Genomic DNA, 19,653 nt, shown 5'->3' with positions numbered 1-19,653 from the left:
GCTTGGCCGCCTCGCCAGGAAGGCCCGCCAACAGCAGGAGCGCAACATATATGAGGAACGCACATGGCTGAGGCCACGCCCGCGCTTGAAATCCGCAACTTGCACAAACGCTACGGACAGCTGGAGGTGCTCAAAGGCATCTCGCTGACCGCCCGCGACGGCGACGTGATCTCGATCCTCGGCTCTTCCGGTTCCGGCAAGTCCACGTTCCTGCGCTGCATCAACCTGTTGGAAAACCCGCACCAGGGCCAGATCCTGGTGGCCGGTGAAGAACTCAAGCTTAAAGCCGCGAAGAACGGCGAACTGGTCGCCGCCGACGGCAAACAGATCAATCGTCTGCGCTCGGAGATTGGTTTTGTATTTCAAAACTTTAATCTGTGGCCGCACATGAGCGTGCTCGACAACGTCATCGAGGCCCCGCGCCGCGTGCTCGGCCAGAGCAAGGCCGAAGCCATCGAAGCCGCCGAAGCGTTGCTCGCCAAGGTCGGCATCGCCGACAAGCGCCACGCCTACCCGGCGCAATTGTCCGGTGGTCAGCAACAACGCGCAGCGATCGCCCGCACGCTGGCGATGCAGCCGAAGGTGATCCTGTTCGACGAACCGACCTCCGCGCTTGACCCGGAAATGGTTCAGGAAGTACTTAGTGTCATCCGCGCATTGGCCGAAGAAGGCCGCACCATGCTGCTCGTGACCCACGAAATGGGCTTCGCCCGCCAGGTTTCCAGCGAAGTGGTGTTCCTTCATCAGGGCCTTATAGAAGAGCAAGGATCGCCACAGCAGGTGTTCGACAACCCGCTTTCGGCGCGCTGCAAACAATTCATGTCCAGCAACCGCTAACGGAGCAACATGCATGCAGAATTTCAAAAAGGTCTTCCTGGCCGCCGCCGTCACCCTCGCGTTCAGCGCCGGTGCCATGGCTGAAACCCTGAAGATGGGCATCGAAGCGGCCTACCCGCCGTTCAACAATAAAGACGCCAGCGGCCAAGTGGTCGGCTTCGACAAGGAAATCGGCGACGCCCTGTGCGCGAAGATGAAAGCCGAATGTTCCGTCGTCACTTCCGACTGGGACGGCATCATTCCGGCGCTGAACGCGAAGAAGTTCGATTTCCTGATCTCCTCGCTGTCGATCACCGAAGAGCGCAAAGCCGCGGTGGACTTTACCGACCCGTACTACTCGAACAAATTGCAGTTCATCGCGCCGAAAAACGTCGACTTCAAGACCGACAAGGACTCGCTCAAGGGCAAAACCATCGGCACCCAGCGCGCAACGCTGGCCGGCACCTGGCTGGAAGACACCTACGGTGACGATATCAAGGTCAGCCTCTACGACACCCAGGAAAACGCCTACCTCGATCTGACCTCCGGTCGTGTCGACGCGATCCTCGCCGACAAGTACGCCAACTACGACTGGCTGAAAACCGACGCTGGCAAGAACTACGAGTTCAAGGGCGACCCGGTAGAGGAAAGCGACAAGATCGGTATCGCCGTGCGCAAGGGTGACAACGAACTGCGCAACAAGCTGAACGCCGCACTGAAGGAAATCGTCGCTGACGGTACCTACAAGAAAATCAACGACAAGTACTTCCCGTTCAGCATCTATTGATCTGACCTGTGGGACCGGCGCCGTAATCAAGCGGCGCCGGCTCCCGACTTTGCCTGCCGCAATTTGAACAGAAACCCATGATTATCGACCTCTACGGATTCGGCCCGGCGCTCGCCGCTGGTGCGCTGATGACCGTCCAACTGGCCCTCACCGCCCTGTGCCTGGGCCTGGTGCTCGGCCTGCTCGGCGCCTTGGCCAAGACTTCCCCGTACAAGCCGCTGCAATGGCTTGGCGGTACCTACTCGACACTGGTGCGCGGCGTCCCGGAACTGCTTTGGGTGCTGTTGATCTACTTCGGTACGGTCAACCTGATGCGCGCCCTCGGTGAGTACTTCGGCAACCCCGACCTGCAACTCAACGCCTTTGCCGCTGGTGTGATCGCACTGGGTTTGTGCTTCGGCGCCTACGCCACGGAAGTGTTTCGTGGCGCCCTGCTGGCCATTCCCAAGGGCCACCGTGAGGCCGGCCAGGCCCTGGGCCTGTCGAAATGGCGGATTTTCACCCGGTTGATCATGCCGCAGATGTGGCGCATCGCCCTGCCGGGCCTGGGCAACCTGTTCATGATCCTGATGAAAGACACCGCGCTGGTATCGGTCATTGGTCTGGAAGAAATCATGCGTCACGCGCAGATCGGTGTGACCGTGTCAAAACAACCGTTCACCTTCTATATGGTCGCGGCGATCATGTACCTCGGCCTGACAGTGCTGGCGATGACCGGCATGCACTTCCTGGAAAAACGCGCCGCCCGCGGCTTTGCGAGGAGCGCGCAATGAACTGGGAAGTCATCATCAAGTGGCTGCCAAAACTGGCACAGGGCGCGACCCTGACGCTGGAACTGGTCGCCATCGCGGTCATCGCCGGCCTGCTGCTCGCGATTCCGCTGGGTATCGCCCGATCTTCGAAGCTGTGGTACGTGCGCTCGCTGCCTTACGCCTACATCTTCTTTTTCCGGGGCACGCCGTTGCTGGTGCAGCTGTTCCTGGTCTATTACGGCCTGGCGCAGTTCGACGCCGTACGTGAAAGCTCGCTGTGGCCGTACCTGCGCGATCCATTCTGGTGTGCCACGGTGACCATGACCTTGCACACAGCGGCGTACATCGCCGAGATTCTGCGCGGTGCCATTCAGGCGATTCCACCCGGTGAAATTGAAGCCGCGCGAGCCTTGGGCATGTCCAGACCGAAAGCGATGTTCTACATCATCCTCCCGCGTGCTGCGCGCATCGGCCTGCCGGCCTACAGCAACGAAGTGATCCTGATGCTCAAGGCCAGCGCCCTGGCCAGCACCGTGACCCTGCTGGAACTGACCGGCATGGCACGCACGATCATCGCCCGCACTTATCTGCCGGTGGAGATCTTCTTCGCCGCCGGCGTGTTCTATCTGGTCATGGCTTACGTGCTGGTACGCGGCTTCAAGCTGCTGGAGCGCTGGCTGCGCGTCGATGCCTGCCAAGGCCGCTGACACTTCCTGCGTGCTGACGGGCGAGGACTTACTCGCCCGCTTCACCGCGCTGGATGCTTTTCTGATTGAGCATCAGGCGCTGTGGAAACCTCGACCGTTCACTCACCTACAACTTCCATGGGAAGCGTCCTACCCGGAGTTGTCTGCGTGGCTACGCAAGCGATCGCTGGAAGCCGCAGAACGCGCGCATAACCATCCTGCTGATCTTGTCGATGCGCCAGAGCCGTTCGCTTCATTGGCGAAGTTGTCGGCAGAGTTGAGTACGGTCGATGAGTTTCCGGGGCATGCGCTTGAGGCTGCCGGGCATCGCTTGAATGTCGATGTGCCCGGGCGCAAGTGGCAGCAGATTGAAGCGTTTGCCAGTCGTTTGTCTTTTGCCTCGCAGCCGACGCATTGGCTGGACTGGTGCTCGGGCAAGGGACACTTGGGGCGGCGCCTAATGGGGTCTGGGCAACAATTGACTTGCGTTGAATACGATCCGGTGCTGGTCGCCAGCGGTCAGGCCTTGAGTCAGCGTCATCATCTGCACGCTTTGCATGTCGATCAGGATGTACTCGCGGCAGACGCCCCGGCCGTATTGAACGCCGCCCACACCCCCGTCGCCCTCCACGCCTGCGGTGATCTTCATGTGCGCTTGATGCAACTGGCCAGTGCCGCAGGCTGCCAGCAAATGGCGATCGCACCGTGCTGTTACAACCGCATCAGTCGTAACGAATACCAGGCCTTGTCCTGCGCAGGATCGGCATCGCTTCTACAGCTCTCGCTGGAAGATCTGGCGCTGCCGATGAACGAAACCGTCACCGCCGGTGCGCGCGTCCGGCGCCAGCGTGACACATCGATGGCTCGTCGCCTGGCTTTCGACCTGCTGCAACGGCAAGTGCGCGGCGTCGATGAATACCTGCCAACGCCCTCCCTGCCCAGCGCCTGGCTGGACAAACCGTTCGCTGCTTACTGTCGCGATCTGGCTGTGCTCAAAGAGTTATCCACAATCGGCGAGCCAGATTGGCCCGAACTCGAAGCAGCCGGTTGGCAGCGGTTGGCCGAAGTTCGCAATCTCGAATTGCTTCGCGGTTTGTTCCGGCGACCATTGGAGCTCTGGCTGAATCTGGATCGGGCGCTTTTCCTCGCAGAACAGGGATACGTCGTACGCCTCGGCACCTTTTGCGACGCCTCACTCACACCGCGTAACTTACTGCTGCTCGCCGAGCGCGCCTAAAACGTTACAACCTGTGGATAACTCTGTTGATGGATTTGCTGTGGATCCAATATCTGCGCCTGTTTCGTCGCTTTAACAACACTGGTCATTTTTTGTTCACATGAATAAAAAACCTGTAAAACAGGGATTTGCGAACAAGATGAGAATGGGTTCACAACACCTCGCATAAGCCAGTATCCGCGCCCCTCAGTTGTGCATAAGCTGCCAATCAAAACGACATAACCGACGAATATTGGGCTAGCCGAGTGAATAATTGTGGGGTCATGAAAGCCGAAGCTGACCCGTACGCCCTGTATAAATGTCTTACTACGCGCGAGGTACAAAAGCAGCGCATAAATTTGCGCTGGGCCTGATTTTTCCGGAATGCAAAAATAGTCTGAATTCAGGGGTTTACAGGATCTACCCAATCGCTATAATCGTCGCCCACACGCCGGTATAGCTCAGTTGGTAGAGCAACTGACTTGTAATCAGTAGGTCCCGGGTTCGACTCCTGGTGCCGGCACCATACAAAACAAAGCCCCTGCAGAAATGCAGGGGCTTTGTTGTTTCTGAGTCAGCCAAGACGTCCAAAATGGGGATCGGGCAGGATGCAAATCCCGCAACGCCTCAGGATGCTGACTTGCGACCCGCAAGAGAGTCTGCGCTGCACCCGTCGGTTGCCTGCGCCCCTGCTCCCAATCCTGCAAAGTCCGCGCTTATGCCTCGCAGTATCTGCACGAGCTAAGCAAGGCATTGATCGATGATGTGGTGAAGTAATGGATTCGCCACCAGAAAGGCATCGATGCAAACCGCCATTCGAAGCCCTCCTTGATGCGAGGGCTTTTTGCATTTCAGGCCTGCCGAAAACATGCCGGCCTTCCTCAAGGTCCCTTGGTGCGGGGACATATCCGACTTCCCTCCTGCATCTATCCAGATAACCCGCCAGCCACTGGAGCGTTCTTGGCCAACGCATGGGCTGCCCAGCAGCCAACTGGGAACTAACGCCGAGCGCAACACTCACTTACAAAGCGCGGCGCTGTGGAAGAGTCATCTCGCTTCATCACGTCAGCACAACGGACTGAACGCATGACATGGACCTAGAGACCATCGATGAACTCGACATCAAGAACGCCAAATGCCTCCCCACTTCCCCTCCACGTCAGGGACTTTGCTGACTGCCGAAATATCGCTCACGGCGCTGCATTCATCATCGTTTCGGGCAGCTCCGCGAAAGATTTTCCCATTGAACAGTTTGCCGACATCCCGATGATCACGGTGAACGGCGCGATATCCATGTTCATGGGAACAGGCATAAAGCCGTTCTTCTACGCATGCACCGATACCAGTTTTTCGCTACAACAACCTGAACTGTTTGCCTATGCGATGCGCACTAGTCAGCGTGTAGCTGTGTGGGCTAACCAGGCTCAGGAACTGATTGTTGAACCGACAGGTGATCTCTATTTGCTCAAGAAAGCGCCCAAACCAACCTTGACTGAATGGCTACTGCGCAACAACCAGGATCTGGTACGTAATCGAGCTGTTTGGGGTAGTCGAAACCGCAGTATCGGGTTCAGCAAAAACCTGGCCCATGGTTTTTTTGATGCCCGCACAGTCTTGTATCTCGCACTCCAACTTGCCTATCACGCAGGCTTTTCAAAGGTGATTTTGGTGGGAGCGGATATGAACCAGTCCGCGGGGCGCTTTTACGAGACTGATGGAAGCTCTATCTCGCCGTGCGGTCTGGATCAGCATTTTCATTCCAGAATACTTCCATCTCTGAAACTCATGTCCGACAAAGTCGTCGGCAAAGAGTTTGCCGTTTACAACTTGTCGCCCTCTTCGCGAATTCCATCCAGCGTCATTCCTGTCACAACACTCGACAAAGTCAAAGCGATAATTCAGACCTGACTGACCTCGAACACAAACGAAATCCTGCCCTCACTTGCGCTCCAGACATAGCGCAAATGCTTGCCCTGCTTCGGAATCGAAACCGCAGGCGGGCGGAACGCTGCAACGCATTCATGCCCAGGCAACCTCACGCTGTTATAGAGCAAGCCCCACGACTCGGCGTCGCGCAGTTGCCGCGCGAACAGCTGTGATGGGCCATAGGCTTCAGGATCAGGCTGATGCAAGTGATCAAAGCCATGGCGGACATCATGCAGCGGCTTGGTCACCTGATTGATATAGGTACGCATGGTCAATTCGAGATCGGCTTCCCGGGTCGCGGCAAGAAAACGTTCCTGGTGAAAACAGGTTTCGGCGATGGCCGCAGCCTGGCTGCTGGCGGCGTAATAGACGCCGAAGGTGCCGTCACTGAAACGGCTGCGTTTGCCGACGTGAGTGAACGCGGCCATCACCGGGCTGGAACCGGGGCCGGACAGACGATCTTCGGGACGTACGCGGGCAAGGACGCCGGCCTGTTCGATCAGGCGATCATTGGTCAGCGCTTCGATGGCGTAGGCAACTTCGAGGTCCTCGGGGTCGAGGACGTCTTCGAACAGCGCAATCGGCGGGAAGCTGCTGTTGACGATGCGATACGCCCGCGGCCATGGCACATCCACCGGCGCCGGCGCTTTCAACCGCGCACTCCGTCGAGGTAGCGGCGTACATCGGCGATATCGACCACCCGGCCCGCCAGCATGTAATCCAGCGCGGTTTTGCCATTGAACGGTGCCGCGTTGTTCGGGCTGCTAACCCACTTGTAGGCGCGCTCGCGACTATTGCTGAAGATGATGCTCAACGCCTTGTGAATACCCATCAGGTAAGAGATGCGCTCAAGGGTGTCATGGGGCAGGCGTATGTTTGGCAGGTGTTTGTATTTATAGAACGTGGTGTTGCCGACTCCTCCGAGCAGGGTGCGTTGTTGCTCGGCGTTGCACCCCCAGTGCTCCATGAGGTTGAAGAAGAACTTCAGCGCAACGCGGCCGGCTTCGGGGGCGTCGAGTTGTTCGCGTGGGGTGAGAGCTGGGGATGAGGTAGGCATAGACGCCTCCTGATTTTTTGTCTTAGCTGAAGACTAGTACATAACTGTAATTTTTTAGCGTTTTGATACACAAATGAACGAATCGTAATATTCAAACGCTCAGAAGCCGGAGTTAAGCCGGCTTATGTTTTTCTGCGCTATTTAAACAGTTCTGAATGACTCCCTAAACGATCCCAAGACTTCTTGAATTCAGAAGTCTGTGCACACTGTTTAGGCCGATCAGCGCGTTTTTGCGTTTTCTCCTGTTTCGCCATCAGCATTCCTTAGCATGTCGTCTATCGAGTCGAAACGCTGACGGATTTCTCGTGCTTCCATCATTGCGCGGGCCGTCTTCTCCGATGGAACTCGCACCTCGAAGGGAAGCCCCTGAGTAGCAACAACCTGTCGCAGAAAAAGTCGCATGGCGTCGCTAATGCTCAGCCCGCAAGCGTTCAAGACTTCAGTGGCACGCGCTTTCAAATCCTCATCAATGCGGCAGCGCACATCGGTAGTTTTCAGTAGTGCAGCCATTTCAATTACCTCATCGTGGTTTTGTAGCTACATCAGCGCTACCTCTGCGTTGTGTTCGGAGTGATCTTTGTGGGTCAATGCGAAGTTGATAGGTGGTTATCTACCACCATGGCTCGCATGCCAGACATCCATTTCAACTCCTTTGACTGTTGGGCGCTATCAGCTGAATCGTTACTTTACCTGAGACCTATCTGCGTATGACGCAGGCAAAAAGCTAGGAAGATGTAAGCTGTTTCTCTTCGAAAAAAATCTCCCCGCGCACCAAAACCACGCACTTTTTTGACCTTCATCACCCCCACTTCACCAAAAACCCCGATCCTCTGTCAGCCTCCAGCCATCGGCGGGGAAATCAATTCGCTACTAAATCCGCGACAACTATGCTCAGGTGCAGGAATATAGCCGGCATATGGCGCCGTTTCGGTCGTTTCGTAAACAACAATACCCAGCCCACTTCAGAGGGCATTACCCATGGATAGCAGAACCTTACGCAACCTCATGCGCATCGTGCAGACCGGCTCGTTGTCGGCCGCAGCCGAGCATTCGTGCCTGACCGTGCAGGCGTTGGCCGCACAGTTGAACAAGGTCGAAGAGCAGTTCGGTTTCCGCTTGTTTCGCCGCTCCAACAAGGGCCTGACGCTGACGCCGCAAGGTACGGAGCTCACGCCTTACATCGACAAAGTGTTGATCGCCACGCGACAGATGGAAGAAAAGGTCGAGGCGCTGAAGGTGCCCGGGCAGCGCACGTTGAAGGTGGCGTTGAACAACACCCTGTCGCCTGATTTCAACCGACGCATGATCAGACGCCTGATTGAGGTGTTTCCCGATTACCAGATGGAATTCAGCTACGCCGAGTCGATGGAAAACCTCAGCAAGCTGAGGAACGAAGATTTCGACCTTGCCGTGCTGATCGGCCCGCAGCGGCCGGGGCTGCCGAGCATCGTGCTGCCAGAGGTGCAGGTGCAGGTGGTCGGTGCGCATTGCGGTCAGGAAAACGATCCGCTGACCTTGCTGGGCAACAAGTTTCAGGTGCGTCCTGCGGAAGATTGTCCGTATTCCCACAGCTTCTTGCGGTTTCTCGACGCCGGGCTGGGCAATCACGAGAACGGCCAGCGCATGGTCTATTCCTGCAGCGAAACCCTGACGCTGTCGTTGATCACGCAGATGGATGCGGTCGGCATGGTCTCGCGTGAAGCGGCGCAGAAGAACGGTCTGACGATTTTTCCCGGTTTCGAGGATTTCCTCGAAGTGCGCCTGGCGGTAAACAATCCGGAGCTGTCGCACCAGGCGCTGAACGACGTCGTTGATCTGCCGCTACATGAACGAGCCGAGCGCAATGTACGCAGCCGTCCCCACCGCCACACTGAGAAAGAGGTTTTTGCTGAAATACGCACATAGCAACGTCGGAATCGCGGCATAGAATTCCGGGCGATCGAGCTGGATCTGCCGATCCTTGATCAACAGGGGTGTGAGGCTGATCGCAGCGACGATCGCCACCGGCAGATATTCCAGCGCCCGCGCCACGAAGGGCGGCCAGTGGTCGGTGTTGATCTGCAGCGGCAAGGCGCGTGGCAGGAAGGTCACGGCCATCATCAGCACCACCACCAGAATCAGGAACGTTTGGTCAGGCATACACCCACTCCGCAGCCCACAAACGTGGCGATAAATACGTTGAAGGGCGAACTGCCGATCAGGCTCAGCGCACCCATGCAGACCACGGCGGCAGCGGCGGCGATCAGTTTGTTGCGCGTGTTGCACAGCGAGACCAGCACGTAGAGCATCATCGCCGTCAGCGCGTAGTCGAGCTGATATTTGATCAAGTGCGCCGCGTACTGCGCGCAGACCGCACCGAGCAAACCGCCGAGCACCCACGAGGTGTGGCAGAACAGGTTGAAGCCGATCAGGTAACGCACATTGACCGGTGCGCCCGTGCCAAGCTTGACGCTATGAAAGGCGAAGGATTCATCCGTCAGGCCACCGGCGTAAGCCCAACGCTCCATGCGGCTCAAGCCAAGGGCGCGCAGGGCCTTGGCCATGTACACCGACATCAGCATGTGCCGCGCATTGATCAGGAAAGTGGTCAGCACAATGGTGGTCAGCGATGCGCCGCTGGAGATCAGCGCCAGCGCGGCGAACTGCGAGGCGCCGGCATAGACAAACAAGCACATCGCTACTGGCAGCCACATCGGCAGGCCGGCGTTGACCGCCATCAGCCCGAAGACAAACGACACGGTGAAATACCCGGCGACCACCGGGCTGGCTTCGGCAAACGTGCGCGACGGCTGATGAGTCGCCATCAGCGGCGCGCTGCCGGACCTTTCATTCATAGATCCCTCTCAAATGTTCGTTCGCCGTGAGGCTCGCAAAAACCCTGGGCAGTCCAGAATCGCTTGCCCGCGAGGTTAGCATCGTCGACGAACAGAAACATCCGCAGCACCCCGACCCGTTTCATGTCGGACGACGCTGCTTCAACCAGACGCTGGCCCACGCCCTGGCTGCGGTAGCGCGGGCTCACGGCCAGATGATTGATCGTGCCGCGACTGCCGAGCATGCCGCCGAGCACCGCGCCGACGATCTCGCCAGCCACATCGAACGCCAGATACGCCGTGGTGGTTTTCTGGATCAACACGCCGCGCAGGCATTTGGCGTCCTGCCATTCGCAGAACGACACTTCGTCGAACTGGCGGAAGAAGCGCTCCATGCGTTGCGCATCCTTGGCGGTGGCGCGGCGCAGTACCACTGGCGTCGAGCACTCGACGCCGTCGATTGGGGTGATCTGATTAGCGAACAATGTCGAAAGCGGTCCCGGGCCGCGAGAAGGAAATCGCCAGAATCTGCCGGTATGCCATGGCATGGGTGTGGGTATTGCGCGCCGGGGTCACGTAGTGGCGCATGTCGCGATCGAGGAAGAAGGTGGTATCGAGAATTTCCTCGTAGGTGGTCGCCGCCAGCTGATGCTCGTGGATGTCGTACAGTCGACTCTCGGCACCCTCTACGTTACTGCGGCCCCAGAAGTGCACACCGCTGAACGGATAGCCGTCGCAATGAATACCTTCAGGAGTGATTTCCAGCTGTTTGCCGGGTTTGATCTCGATGCGGATCTGATGGATCTGGCACTGCCAGATTTCATCGTGCAACTCTTCCGGCAGGACACTTTTGTACACTTCGAAATCGGTGTCGATCAGGCTGCGCATCACCGGGGAAGAGATCACTTCTTCGGAAAAGTCCTGAAAGTGCCGTACCACGCCACCGACGTAAGCGTTGTTCTCTTTCGATTGCACGTAGGCGCGATGCTCAAGTTGCTTGAGTTCGCGGGTTTTCGGGTTGTATTCAAAGTCGCTGTAACGACGATAACGCATGCCGGCTTCGGCCTGACCGTAATAGCTGTCAGGCTCCATGTTTTCCCAACTTTTGGTCAGTCTGACGAAGTCGGCAAAATGACCGTAGAGATTGAAGTCACCACCCTGGACGTTGACAAACTTGTCGCGCCGTAGCGATTCGCCCACTTCTCTGTTCAAAACGATCATTACCAAATTCTCCGCTGCGTTGAACGCCCTAATCTATTGGGTGGAGAATTTGCGTCCATGAGAAAGAATTTCAGGCATTTGAAGCACTGCTTGAAACGGAATCTGCAGCGCTTGAAAAACGACTTTTATATGACAAGAACACCGGTTATTTGCGGTTTTCGCTGAAAAACCGGCGAAAAAAAACCCCGAACGAATCGGGGTTTTCTCATTTTTCTTACAGCGGATCGATCATCAGAAGATGTTGATCGGATAGTCCACGAATACACGCAGCTCGTTACCGCTGACGTTGTACTCGCTGGATTTCTGCGATACCCGCAGGATCGAGCTGCGCAGCTTCACGCTCAGGTCTTTGGCCGGGCCACTCTGCACGACGTACTTGAACTGGTTGAAGATTTCGCGCTCGGTGCCGCCTTCGCTGGTGGACGTGGTGATGTTGTCGCCGCGCACGTAAGCGAAGTTGTAGCTCAGACCCGGAACGCCGAACGAACCGAAGTCCAGGCCGTAACCCAGCTGCCAGCTGCGCTCGTCTTCGGCGTTGAAGTCGGACCAGTAGGAGTTGGCCAGATAGATGGAGTTACCACCGTCGCCAACACGGCCCTGATCTTTCTGGTAGCCACCATAGGCGTAACCGAGGTTGCTGTCGCCAGTAGAACGCTGATGCGCCACGGTGAACGAGTGCGGGCCGGTGGCGAAGGTGGCTGCCAGGCTCCAGATCTTGTTGTCGCGACCGGTGACGATGCTTTCGCCCGGCACGGTGTTTTCGCGTACGTACGAGCTGTCCAGCTTGGTGCGATAACCGTTGAAATCCAGGGTCAGCGACTGATCCTTGTTGAACGGAATCACATAGTTGGCGTTCACGTACTGTTTCTTCAAGACGTCTTCAACGTCGGACGCATAGAGCGCGCCTTTGAAGTGTTCGGTGAACTGATAGCTGCCGCCCAACACGTTGATCGACTTCAGACCGCCGCTGTCACGGCCTTCATCGCTCTTGCGCGATTCGGCGGTGAAGCGACCGGCGTTCAATTCCAGGCCTTGGATTTCACGGGAAGTGATCAACGTACCGGTATAGCTTTCCGGCAGCAGACGCACGTTGTCGTAGCTCAGCACCGGCAGGGCCGGCATCTGGTCGCCATAGGTCAACACGGTGTTGGATACACGAAACTTGACCGCAGCACCGCCCTTGGCGATGTCGTGGTTCGCACGACCGTCATTTTCCTGTTTGAAGAAGTCGATGCCGCCAGCGCCGCTACGGCCCTTGCCGCCGTCCAGGCGCAATGCGTACAGACCGAAAGCGTCCACACCGACACCGACGGTGCCTTGGGTGAAGCCCGACGAGAACGTACCGATGGCCGCTTGGCCCCATTCGGCCTTGTCCTTGTTACCGTCTTTGTAATCACGATTGATGTAGGCGTTGCGCAACAGCACTTTAAGGCTGCTGTCTTCAACGAAACCCTTGGATTCGGCCTGGTCGTTAGCCATGGCCTGTGTAGCACTCAACATCCCCAGTGCGATCAGACTGATTCGCTTGTTCAACATTTTGTTTTCCTTATTACGGGTTGAAACGCGCTGTGTCGAACGGCTGAAACGGCGCTTTCTGCACTCTTGTATTCACCCCGAAACAAAAAAGCCCGCCGACGTAACGTCCTGGCGGGCCTGCTCCTTATTTTGAGTCATGGCGGTTAGCCACAGGCGTTGGGCCGAATCGTAGCCGCGCCCTGAACTGTGTGTCAATTTCAAGAATCGTCTTTAAATAGGCGAAAAACGTCTAAGAAACGTATTTTTTTTGCTGGGCTGTTGCAGAAAAAACGGATTAAACAGGGAGTTCTGAACTGTGGGAGCAAGCCTGCTCTGGAAGCGCTGGATCAGTTAACAAAGTCATTGGCAGTGCTGACGCCTTCGCGAGCAGGCTCGCTCCCACTTTTGAATGCCTGTGGATAAAAATCAGGCCAAAAAAAGCGCCGCCATCCCGGCAGCGCTTTTTGACCAATCCCTGTTGTTCCTATCCTTCCATCACATCCCACAAGGCTTCCAGCTCGGCCTCGCTGAACAGGCCAGCGGGGTAACGCTCGATCATCATCCGGCGCGGATCAGGTTCTCTGATCTGACGCGTTCCATTGGACTTCAACCAGTGCGCGACAAGCTGGAGCGATTCGCCGTTGACGGCCATGGGATGCACAGTCCGCTCGCTGACTACGTTCACTTCCGCGTTCATTTCAGCGCTCTCTCCCCGTTCATGAGCGGCTACGTTATCCAAGGTTTGTGACAGAACTGTTGAAGTTCCCCTCCCTCCCTAGTGCATCAGGAGCAATACAAGAGCTATGCCAAGGCGACTCGAATGTCGACCGGCGGATACAAACAAGCCCGCGGTCCTGACGGGCCGCGGGCTTGCTTTCATGCTGAGCGAGCTAATCATTGCCTGGCTGATTTGTTAATCAACTCAAGCTGTTACGACTCAACTCACTCTTTGTGCGGCGCTGGCTGCTGTTGGGTAAGGCAGTGAATATTGCCGCCACCCAGTAACAGTTCACGGCCCGGCACCATCACCACTTCGTGCTGCGGGAACAGCTTCTGCAGGATTTCCCTGGCCGGGGCATCCATCGGGTCGTCGAAGCTCGGCGCGATGATGCCACCGTTGACGATCAGGAAGTTCACGTAGGAGCCGGCCAGGCGCACGGAAGGGTTGCGCTCCTGCGAACCGTCCACCGCATCGACGCCGGCACACTCTTCTTCGGTCGCGTACAGCGGCCCCGGAATCGGCATTTTGTGCACCGTGAACGGGCGGCCCTTGGCGTCGGTGCTGCTTTGCAGCACTTGCATCGCGGCCTGGCAGCGCGGGTAGTTCGGATCCTGCGGATCATCGGTCCACGCCAGCAGCACTTCGCCCGGACGCACGTAGCAGCAGAAGTTATCCACATGGCCGTCGGTTTCATCGTTGAACAAGCCATCCGGCAACCAGATGATCTTGTCCACAGACAGGTTGTCGCTGAGTACGGCTTCGATTTCTTCTCGGGTCAGGTGCGGGTTGCGATTGCGGTTGAGCAGGCATTCTTCGGTGGTGATCAGCGTGCCTTCGCTGTCGACATGAATCGAGCCGCCTTCGAGCACGAAACCTTCGGTGCGGTAGCGCGGGCTGCGCTCGATCTCGAGGATCTTGCCGCCGACCTGCGAATCACGGTTCCACGGTGCATACAGGCCGCCATCGAAACCGCCCCAGGCGTTGAAATCCCAGTTCACACCGCGCACTTCGCCATGGTTATTGATAACGAAGGTCGGGCCGCTGTCACGAACCCAGGCATCGTCGCTGGACATTTCCACCACGCGGATATTCGGCACATCGAGGCGCGCGCGGGCGTTTTCGTATTGGCCGGCGGAGACGGCAACGGTCACCGGCTCGAAGCGGGCGATGGCTTTGGCCACTGTGGCGTGCGCGGCCTGCGCCGGTTTGCCACCCAGACGCCAGTTGTCCGGGCGCTCGGGCCAGATCATCCAGGTCTGGGTTTGTGGCGCCCACTCGGCCGGCATGTAGAAGCCGTCGGCGCGCGGGGTACTTTTCAATGTGGTCATCAGGACTCCAGGGAACCGTCGAGGGTTTTCAACGCGCCGTACAGATTCGGCCGGCGGTCGCGGAATGAACCCCACGCGCTGCGAATATGTTCCAGCTCGTCGAGGTTGAACGTGTGCACAAGAATACCTTCTTCGGTTTTATTCAGCTCCTGCACTTTTTCGCCGAACTGGTTGGCGATGAACGAAGAGCCATAGAAGGTGATGTCGTAGCCGTCCTGTTCTTCGTTGCCGATGCGGTTGCTGGCGATCAACGGCATCAGATTGGCGCCGGCATGGCCCTGCTGCACCCGCTGCCAGTGATCGCGCGAAGAAATGGTCTTGTCGTGCGGCTCGCTGCCGATCGCGGTTGGATAAAAGAGAATTTCCGCGCCTTGCAGGGCCATGCTGCGCGCCGCTTCCGGGAACCACTGGTCCCAGCAGATGCCGACGCCGATTTTCGCATAACGGGTGTTCCACACCTTGAAACCGGTGTCGCCCGGGTTGAAGTAATACTTCTCGTGGTAGCCGGGGCCGTCGGGGATGTGGCTTTTGCGATAAATCCCGAGGTTGCTGCCGTCAGCATCGATGATCGCGATGCTGTTAAACCGCGCACGCCCGGCCAGTTCGTAGAAGCTGATCGGCAGTACTACTTGCAACTCTTTGGCGATTTTCTGGAAATGCTTGATGGCCACGTTCTCTTCAACCGTCGTTGCCAGTTGCAGGTAATCCGGATTCGGCTTCTGGCAGAAATACGGTGCCTCGAACAGTTCCTGGATGAGGATGATCTGCGCGCCTTTGCCGGCGGCTTCACGGACCAGTCTTTCAGCGGTTTCGAGGTTGGCTTCCAGGTCCCACGAACAGGCCATCTGCGTGGCGGCGACGGTAACGATACGGCTCATGAATCATCTCCGGGCTAGTGCTTTGACGGTCGAAGAATTCAACCGAAAAGAAAACGCGCGCACCGGACAAGAGATCGCCATGCCGGAGCAATGGCGAATTTATAACCGATAAATATCGGCTTTAAAAGCTGTAAATCAGTAATTTCTTCGTTTGAACGCTAATTAAATCGATACAAATCGAACTTAAAAGCGAAAAAAATGTGGGAGCGAGCCTGCTCGCGAATGCGCTGTGTCAGTCACCGCATGTGGCGACTGATACACAGCTTTCGCGAGCAGGCTCGCTCCCACAGGGGATGTGCCTTGCTTACAGGCCTTCGCTCAACACCCGATCCAGCATTTCGACGAAGAAATCCACGCTCTGGCGCGACGTCACCATCGGTGGCTTGATCTTGAGGATGTTCAAGTCATCGCCCGTCGGCTGCATGAAGATCCCCAACTCGCGCAGGCGGTCACACAGCAACGCTGTCTCGGCGGTTGCCGGTTCCAGCGTCTGCCGATTGCGGATCAGCTCCAGCCCCAGATAAAACCCGGAGCCGTGCACCGCGCCGACCAGCGGATGTTTATCGATTAACGCTTCCAGGCGCGCCTTGAAGTAACCGCCGACGACCTGGGCGTTTTCCCAGAGCTTTTCCTCCTCCATCACATCCAGCACCGCCATGCCGATCTGGCAACTGACCGGACTGCCGCCCGCCGACGAGAAGAAATAACCTTCGGCCTCCAGCGCCTCGGCGATTTCCCGGCGGGTGATCACCGCGCCAAGTGGCTGGCCGTTACCCATGCCTTTGGCCATGGTGATGATGTCCGGCACCACGCCCTGCTCTTCGAAGCCCCAGAAGAAATGGCCCATGCGCCCGTAACCGACCTGCACTTCGTCAGCGATACACACCCCGCCCTGCGCGCGGACCTTTTCATACACCTGCGGCAGATAGCCCGGCGGTAAAGAAATACCCCCGGCATTACCGTAGACCGGCTCGCAGATGAAACCGGCCAGTTGCCGCTTTTGCTCGGCCAGTTTTTGCAGGTGATGTTCGACGCTGCGCACGTAATCCGGCGCCGAATCCGCGCCACGGAATTCGCCCCGATAAGTGTTCGGCGCCGGCACCGGATGCACCCAGTCCGGGCGACTTTCCAGCGCCCTCGGGTTGTCGGCAATCGACGTCGATACCGCATCGGCACCGATCGTCCAGCCGTGATACGCCTCGAGCACGCTGATCATGTCGCGCCCGCCGCTGTAGGCCCAGGCCAGACGAATCGCCAGGTCATTGGCCTCGCTGCCGCTGTTGACCAGGAACACGCGATCCATGCCCTTCGGCGCCAGCTTCAGCAAGCGCTCGGAGAACTCGGCGACCGCCGCATAGTTGAAGCGCGAATTGGTATTGAGCAACGACCACTGCCGCGCCGCGACCGCCGCCATCCGAGGGTGACCATGGCCGAGAACCGCGACGTTGTTGAGCATGTCCAGATAGGATCGGCCGTGCATGTCGATCAGGTGATTGCGCCAGCCGCGTTCAATACGTGGCGGGTCAACGTAATAGTGTTTTTGCGTGCGGGCGAAACTGGCATCGCGGCGTTCGAGCAGGGTTTGCGCGTCCAGCTCAGGCTCGGCGTCGCAGGCCAGCCCGAGCAAAGTCGCCGGTGACGGGCACACCGCCTGCCATGCGGATGCACGGGACGGCGTGCAGAACAGCGGCGCGTCGAGTTCTGCTCCCCGGCACATCTGCACTAGCAGCGGGCCCGTGACCGTACCGAGCTTCTGGCCTCGATCCAGTGCCGCGTCATGGCCAAGAACTGGCGTCACGCCCCACAGGCGAACGCTGAACTGCGGGCCATCGAGTTGCAGCGCCCCGTTTGCCGCTTGATTCAGAACGCCGGGGAACGGTGCTTGCACCTCGCTTCCGGTCGGCACACGCAATTCAACATGCAACGGGAACGTATCCGGTTCAGTCGCACTGTCCGGGCGGGTGCGTGACAAGCGGTACTGGCCATAACGCGTCGCCGCCAGCCCATGGACCGCTGCTGCTTCTGTCAGCAAGCGCTGATCAATGCCCGGCTGCTCCCAATTGCCCGCTTCGAAATGCGGACTCAACACGCCCAGATCGATCAGCGCAAATTCACGCCCGACCAGCCCGGGCAACAATGGTGCAAATTCTGTGTTTTCAGCCTCCGGCACGGTCTGTCCCACGGCGGTGAGAATCGCCGCTTCCATCAGCTCCAGTGGCACCGAGGTCGCGACGCGGAAGATTTCCCACTCGTGGCTGAGATTGTCGCGGCTATAAGTATTGGCGGGATCGATGCTCACCTGTTGCTCGCCACTGAGCACCAGCACCGCCGCCCGCGCCACGATCAAGGGCCACAGCGCTTGCAGTTCTGCGTACTGCAACGGATTGACCGCGTGATACGCCTTGACCGCCGGCAGGATGACAAACGGATCGCCATCGGCGTGATGCAGCAAAGCCGCACAGGTCACGGACAAATCAGTGATGCGCCAGGTGCGCACCAGATCACCGAAGTCGATCACCCCCTGCAATTGCCAATGCCGCTGGGCATCACGCGCCCAGACGACGTTGTCATCGGTGATATCCATGTGAATCGCCTGCACCGGCAGCTTGTCCAGCAGCGGCTGCAAACGGCGCTCGGCCTGCTCGGCGGCAGCGCTGATCACCGCACGCTGCTGCACGTCCGAGATCACCGGCAACAGATGACTGATCAAAGCGTTGGCGTGACGCGCGTCCCACTGCAAGGTGCGTTCAAGGCCGGGGTGATCGAAGCCTGCCAACGCCAGATCCATCTCGCCACAGAGTCGGCCAAACCCGGCAACCACGTCCTGGCCAAGATGATCGAAATCGGTCAACGGCTGCCCGTCGATGTACTCCAACAACCGCACATGCACCGTTTCGCCATTGGCTTGCAACGACAACAGATCTGCACCGTTATTGGCTGCAATGACGCGCGGCACCTTGATCGCCGAGTGCTCGGCCAGATAATTGAGGCCTGCGTGCTGGGCTTGCAGCTCCACAAGAGCGTAGTCGCCACGACAGACTTTCAACACTAAGCGCCCATTTGCGCTGTCGACGCGGTAATTCAGATCCTGCTGGCTGCCCAGTGCCTGCAAAGTGCCGCCAAGTCCGTAATATTCGGCCAGCCATTGCAGCGCCTGCGCCTCTGAAACCTGCGGACCGGGCAAACTGGCGCGATGAATCAACGTGGCGAGCGGCATGAAACGACCCCTGAAATTTTATTAGGCGCTTATATCGCCATTGCCTTGGCGGTTACGCAACCCCCAGCGTGACTGAACGGCCCAATTCAAACCGAACGCTCGCGCCCTGCAGCACTTTGCGCAAGAATGTCGGCCATTCACACCTGTCTATGGAAATCCTCATGAATGTCATCACCACCGATCTGCCCGGTGTTCTGATCATCGAACCCAAGGTGTTCGGCGACGAGCGCGGTTTTTTCTACGAGAGTTTCAATGCCAAAGCGTTTCAGGACGCCACCGGTCTGGATACGCAATTTGTGCAGGACAACCATTCGCGCTCGCAAAAAGGCGTGCTGCGTGGCCTGCATTACCAGTTGCAGAACACCCAGGGCAAACTGGTTCGCGTGACCGCGGGTGAAGTGCTTGATGTGGCGGTGGACATCCGTCGCAGTTCGCCGCATTTCGGCAAGTCGGTGGCGGTGCGCCTGTCGGCGGAAAACCATCGCCAGCTGTGGGTACCGGAAGGTTTCGCTCACGGCTTCGTGGTGCTGAGCGAGTTCGCCGAATTTCTTTACAAGACCACCAACTACTACGACCCGTCTTCCGAGCGCAGCATTCGCTGGGACGACCCGGCGCTGGGCATCGACTGGCAACTGGACGAAGCGCCGAAGCTGTCGGCCAAGGACCAGGCGGCTGCGCTGCTCAAGGACGCTGACGTCTTCGCCTGAGGCCGGGCATAAT

At 58.0% G+C, this 19,653-nt stretch carries 21 protein-coding genes, 1 tRNA gene and 1 pseudogene; 10 read left to right on the top strand and 13 right to left on the bottom strand.

Translation table 11 applies throughout. The annotated features are described in order from the left end of the window. Positions 1–63: 63 nt before the first annotated feature. The 6 genes from AB4O45_RS14785 (at position 64) to AB4O45_RS14760 (ending at position 4,783) form a co-directional block, all read left to right on the top strand. Positions 64–837, top strand: coding sequence for an ABC transporter ATP-binding protein (locus AB4O45_RS14785; protein ID WP_236168220.1), 774 nt, complete (start codon positions 64–66; stop codon positions 835–837). A gap of 13 nt (positions 838–850) precedes the next feature. Next, a complete protein-coding gene (locus tag AB4O45_RS14780) occupies positions 851–1,603 on the top strand; it encodes an ABC transporter substrate-binding protein (protein WP_150741763.1) in 753 nt (250 codons plus the stop codon). 77 nt (positions 1,604–1,680) lie between these two features. After that, positions 1,681–2,376 carry an ABC transporter permease gene (locus AB4O45_RS14775; protein WP_041477511.1) on the top strand — a complete coding sequence of 232 codons (696 nt, stop codon included), beginning with the start codon at positions 1,681–1,683 and terminating at the stop codon, positions 2,374–2,376. Next, positions 2,373–3,062, top strand: a complete 690-nt coding sequence (locus tag AB4O45_RS14770; protein WP_064363372.1) for an ABC transporter permease — start codon at positions 2,373–2,375, stop codon at positions 3,060–3,062. Before AB4O45_RS14775 ends, AB4O45_RS14770 begins: the two co-directional genes overlap by 4 nt. After that, a complete protein-coding gene (locus AB4O45_RS14765) occupies positions 3,043–4,278 on the top strand; it encodes a methyltransferase (protein ID WP_460160238.1) in 1,236 nt (411 codons plus the stop codon). Before AB4O45_RS14770 ends, AB4O45_RS14765 begins: the two co-directional genes overlap by 20 nt. 429 nt (positions 4,279–4,707) lie before the next feature. After that, positions 4,708–4,783, top strand: a tRNA-Thr gene (locus AB4O45_RS14760). A gap of 85 nt (positions 4,784–4,868) precedes the next feature. Here the strand turns inward: AB4O45_RS14760 and AB4O45_RS14755 are convergent. Then, a pseudogene (locus AB4O45_RS14755) lies at positions 4,869–4,970 on the bottom strand (helix-turn-helix domain-containing protein); the annotation flags it as partial. Between AB4O45_RS14755 and AB4O45_RS14750 the strand changes: the two are divergent. Both AB4O45_RS14750 and AB4O45_RS14745 read left to right on the top strand, forming a co-directional pair. Further along, entirely contained in the window at positions 4,939–5,034 is a 96-nt protein-coding gene (locus tag AB4O45_RS14750; protein WP_374046343.1) for a DUF3077 domain-containing protein, read from the top strand. The pseudogene AB4O45_RS14755 and the gene AB4O45_RS14750 sit on opposite strands and share 32 nt — an antisense overlap. A gap of 333 nt (positions 5,035–5,367) precedes the next feature. Next, positions 5,368–6,165: a lipopolysaccharide biosynthesis protein gene (locus AB4O45_RS14745; RefSeq protein ID WP_460160237.1), complete on the top strand. Its 798-nt coding sequence runs from the start codon at positions 5,368–5,370 to the stop codon at positions 6,163–6,165. Here AB4O45_RS14745 and AB4O45_RS14740 read toward each other — a convergent pair. From AB4O45_RS14740 to AB4O45_RS14730, 3 genes are all read right to left on the bottom strand, one after another. Continuing rightward, positions 6,156–6,836, bottom strand: a complete 681-nt coding sequence (locus AB4O45_RS14740) for an RES family NAD+ phosphorylase (RefSeq protein ID WP_353188688.1) — start codon at positions 6,834–6,836, stop codon at positions 6,156–6,158. The two genes, AB4O45_RS14745 and AB4O45_RS14740, sit on opposite strands and share 10 nt — an antisense overlap. Continuing rightward, positions 6,833–7,240: an MbcA/ParS/Xre antitoxin family protein gene (locus AB4O45_RS14735; RefSeq protein ID WP_056787162.1), complete on the bottom strand. Its 408-nt coding sequence runs from the start codon at positions 7,238–7,240 to the stop codon at positions 6,833–6,835. The genes AB4O45_RS14740 and AB4O45_RS14735 overlap by 4 nt, the downstream gene beginning before the upstream one ends. A gap of 219 nt (positions 7,241–7,459) precedes the next feature. Beyond that, positions 7,460–7,750 (bottom strand): type II toxin-antitoxin system RelB/DinJ family antitoxin, encoded by a 291-nt coding sequence (locus tag AB4O45_RS14730; RefSeq protein ID WP_056787159.1) that lies wholly within the window; start codon positions 7,748–7,750, stop codon positions 7,460–7,462. Between the two features lie 468 nt (positions 7,751–8,218). On the opposite strand from AB4O45_RS14730, the gene AB4O45_RS14725 reads away from it, so the two are divergent. Next, complete coding sequence (locus AB4O45_RS14725; RefSeq protein WP_460160236.1) at positions 8,219–9,145, top strand: LysR family transcriptional regulator; 927 nt, start codon at positions 8,219–8,221, stop codon at positions 9,143–9,145. Here the strand turns inward: AB4O45_RS14725 and AB4O45_RS14720 are convergent. The 9 genes from AB4O45_RS14720 to AB4O45_RS14680 all read right to left on the bottom strand — a co-directional run bounded on the left by AB4O45_RS14720 (position 9,062) and on the right by AB4O45_RS14680 (position 18,933). Beyond that, positions 9,062–9,379: an AzlD domain-containing protein gene (locus AB4O45_RS14720; protein WP_041477503.1), complete on the bottom strand. Its 318-nt coding sequence runs from the start codon at positions 9,377–9,379 to the stop codon at positions 9,062–9,064. The genes AB4O45_RS14725 and AB4O45_RS14720 overlap by 84 nt on opposite strands. Further along, on the bottom strand, positions 9,358–10,074 hold the full coding sequence (locus tag AB4O45_RS14715; RefSeq protein WP_016772152.1) for an AzlC family ABC transporter permease: 717 nt from the start codon (positions 10,072–10,074) through the stop codon (positions 9,358–9,360). The genes AB4O45_RS14720 and AB4O45_RS14715 overlap by 22 nt, the downstream gene beginning before the upstream one ends. Further along, entirely contained in the window at positions 10,071–10,448 is a 378-nt protein-coding gene (locus AB4O45_RS14710) for a GNAT family N-acetyltransferase (protein ID WP_008080517.1), read from the bottom strand. The genes AB4O45_RS14715 and AB4O45_RS14710 overlap by 4 nt, the downstream gene beginning before the upstream one ends. A 79-nt stretch (positions 10,449–10,527) precedes the next feature. Beyond that, positions 10,528–11,274, bottom strand: a complete 747-nt coding sequence (locus AB4O45_RS14705) for a 2OG-Fe dioxygenase family protein (protein ID WP_041477502.1) — start codon at positions 11,272–11,274, stop codon at positions 10,528–10,530. Between the two features lie 231 nt (positions 11,275–11,505). Next, positions 11,506–12,810: an OprD family porin gene (locus AB4O45_RS14700; RefSeq protein WP_056787155.1), complete on the bottom strand. Its 1,305-nt coding sequence runs from the start codon at positions 12,808–12,810 to the stop codon at positions 11,506–11,508. Positions 12,811–13,273: 463 nt separating this feature from the next. Beyond that, positions 13,274–13,486: a hypothetical protein gene (locus tag AB4O45_RS14695; RefSeq protein WP_150637940.1), complete on the bottom strand. Its 213-nt coding sequence runs from the start codon at positions 13,484–13,486 to the stop codon at positions 13,274–13,276. A 245-nt stretch (positions 13,487–13,731) separates the two neighbouring features. Further along, positions 13,732–14,838 carry an agmatine deiminase gene (gene aguA / locus AB4O45_RS14690; RefSeq protein WP_460160235.1) on the bottom strand — a complete coding sequence of 369 codons (1,107 nt, stop codon included), beginning with the start codon at positions 14,836–14,838 and terminating at the stop codon, positions 13,732–13,734. Then, complete coding sequence (aguB, locus tag AB4O45_RS14685; protein ID WP_460160234.1) at positions 14,838–15,716, bottom strand: N-carbamoylputrescine amidase; 879 nt, start codon at positions 15,714–15,716, stop codon at positions 14,838–14,840. Before aguB ends, aguA begins: the two co-directional genes overlap by 1 nt. Before the next feature lie 304 nt (positions 15,717–16,020). Next, the gene (locus AB4O45_RS14680; protein WP_460160233.1) at positions 16,021–18,933 is read right to left on the bottom strand and encodes an aminotransferase; all 2,913 of its coding nucleotides are present in this window, start codon (positions 18,931–18,933) and stop codon (positions 16,021–16,023) included. 161 nt (positions 18,934–19,094) lie between these two features. Here AB4O45_RS14680 and rfbC point away from each other — a divergent pair, with 161 nt between their 5' ends. Beyond that, positions 19,095–19,640 (top strand): dTDP-4-dehydrorhamnose 3,5-epimerase, encoded by a 546-nt coding sequence (rfbC, locus tag AB4O45_RS14675; RefSeq protein ID WP_056787145.1) that lies wholly within the window; start codon positions 19,095–19,097, stop codon positions 19,638–19,640. Positions 19,641–19,653 lie beyond the last annotated feature (13 nt).

The organism is Pseudomonas sp. S2_B10 (assembly GCF_054668425.1).
The sequence above is the reverse complement of the archived record's forward strand: the minus strand, read 5'-3'. Positions and strand labels throughout refer to the sequence as shown.

Coding starts and splice junctions, on each gene's coding strand:
- AB4O45_RS14695 (WP_150637940.1), bottom strand. CDS start 13,486: ATGAACGCGGAAGTGAACGTAGTCAGCGAGCGGACTGTGCATCCCATG.
- AB4O45_RS14780 (WP_150741763.1), top strand. CDS start 851: ATGCAGAATTTCAAAAAGGTCTTCCTGGCCGCCGCCGTCACCCTCGCG.
- aguA (WP_460160235.1), bottom strand. CDS start 14,838: ATGACCACATTGAAAAGTACCCCGCGCGCCGACGGCTTCTACATGCCG.
- AB4O45_RS14705 (WP_041477502.1), bottom strand. CDS start 11,274: ATGATCGTTTTGAACAGAGAAGTGGGCGAATCGCTACGGCGCGACAAG.
- AB4O45_RS14725 (WP_460160236.1), top strand. CDS start 8,219: ATGGATAGCAGAACCTTACGCAACCTCATGCGCATCGTGCAGACCGGC.
- AB4O45_RS14735 (WP_056787162.1), bottom strand. CDS start 7,240: ATGCCTACCTCATCCCCAGCTCTCACCCCACGCGAACAACTCGACGCC.
- AB4O45_RS14745 (WP_460160237.1), top strand. CDS start 5,368: ATGAACTCGACATCAAGAACGCCAAATGCCTCCCCACTTCCCCTCCAC.
- AB4O45_RS14785 (WP_236168220.1), top strand. CDS start 64: ATGGCTGAGGCCACGCCCGCGCTTGAAATCCGCAACTTGCACAAACGC.
- AB4O45_RS14680 (WP_460160233.1), bottom strand. CDS start 18,933: ATGCCGCTCGCCACGTTGATTCATCGCGCCAGTTTGCCCGGTCCGCAG.
- aguB (WP_460160234.1), bottom strand. CDS start 15,716: ATGAGCCGTATCGTTACCGTCGCCGCCACGCAGATGGCCTGTTCGTGG.
- AB4O45_RS14765 (WP_460160238.1), top strand. CDS start 3,043: ATGCCTGCCAAGGCCGCTGACACTTCCTGCGTGCTGACGGGCGAGGAC.
- AB4O45_RS14730 (WP_056787159.1), bottom strand. CDS start 7,750: ATGGCTGCACTACTGAAAACTACCGATGTGCGCTGCCGCATTGATGAG.
- AB4O45_RS14710 (WP_008080517.1), bottom strand. CDS start 10,448: ATGGAGCGCTTCTTCCGCCAGTTCGACGAAGTGTCGTTCTGCGAATGG.
- AB4O45_RS14720 (WP_041477503.1), bottom strand. CDS start 9,379: ATGCCTGACCAAACGTTCCTGATTCTGGTGGTGGTGCTGATGATGGCC.
- AB4O45_RS14715 (WP_016772152.1), bottom strand. CDS start 10,074: ATGAATGAAAGGTCCGGCAGCGCGCCGCTGATGGCGACTCATCAGCCG.
- AB4O45_RS14770 (WP_064363372.1), top strand. CDS start 2,373: ATGAACTGGGAAGTCATCATCAAGTGGCTGCCAAAACTGGCACAGGGC.
- AB4O45_RS14775 (WP_041477511.1), top strand. CDS start 1,681: ATGATTATCGACCTCTACGGATTCGGCCCGGCGCTCGCCGCTGGTGCG.
- AB4O45_RS14700 (WP_056787155.1), bottom strand. CDS start 12,810: ATGTTGAACAAGCGAATCAGTCTGATCGCACTGGGGATGTTGAGTGCT.
- rfbC (WP_056787145.1), top strand. CDS start 19,095: ATGAATGTCATCACCACCGATCTGCCCGGTGTTCTGATCATCGAACCC.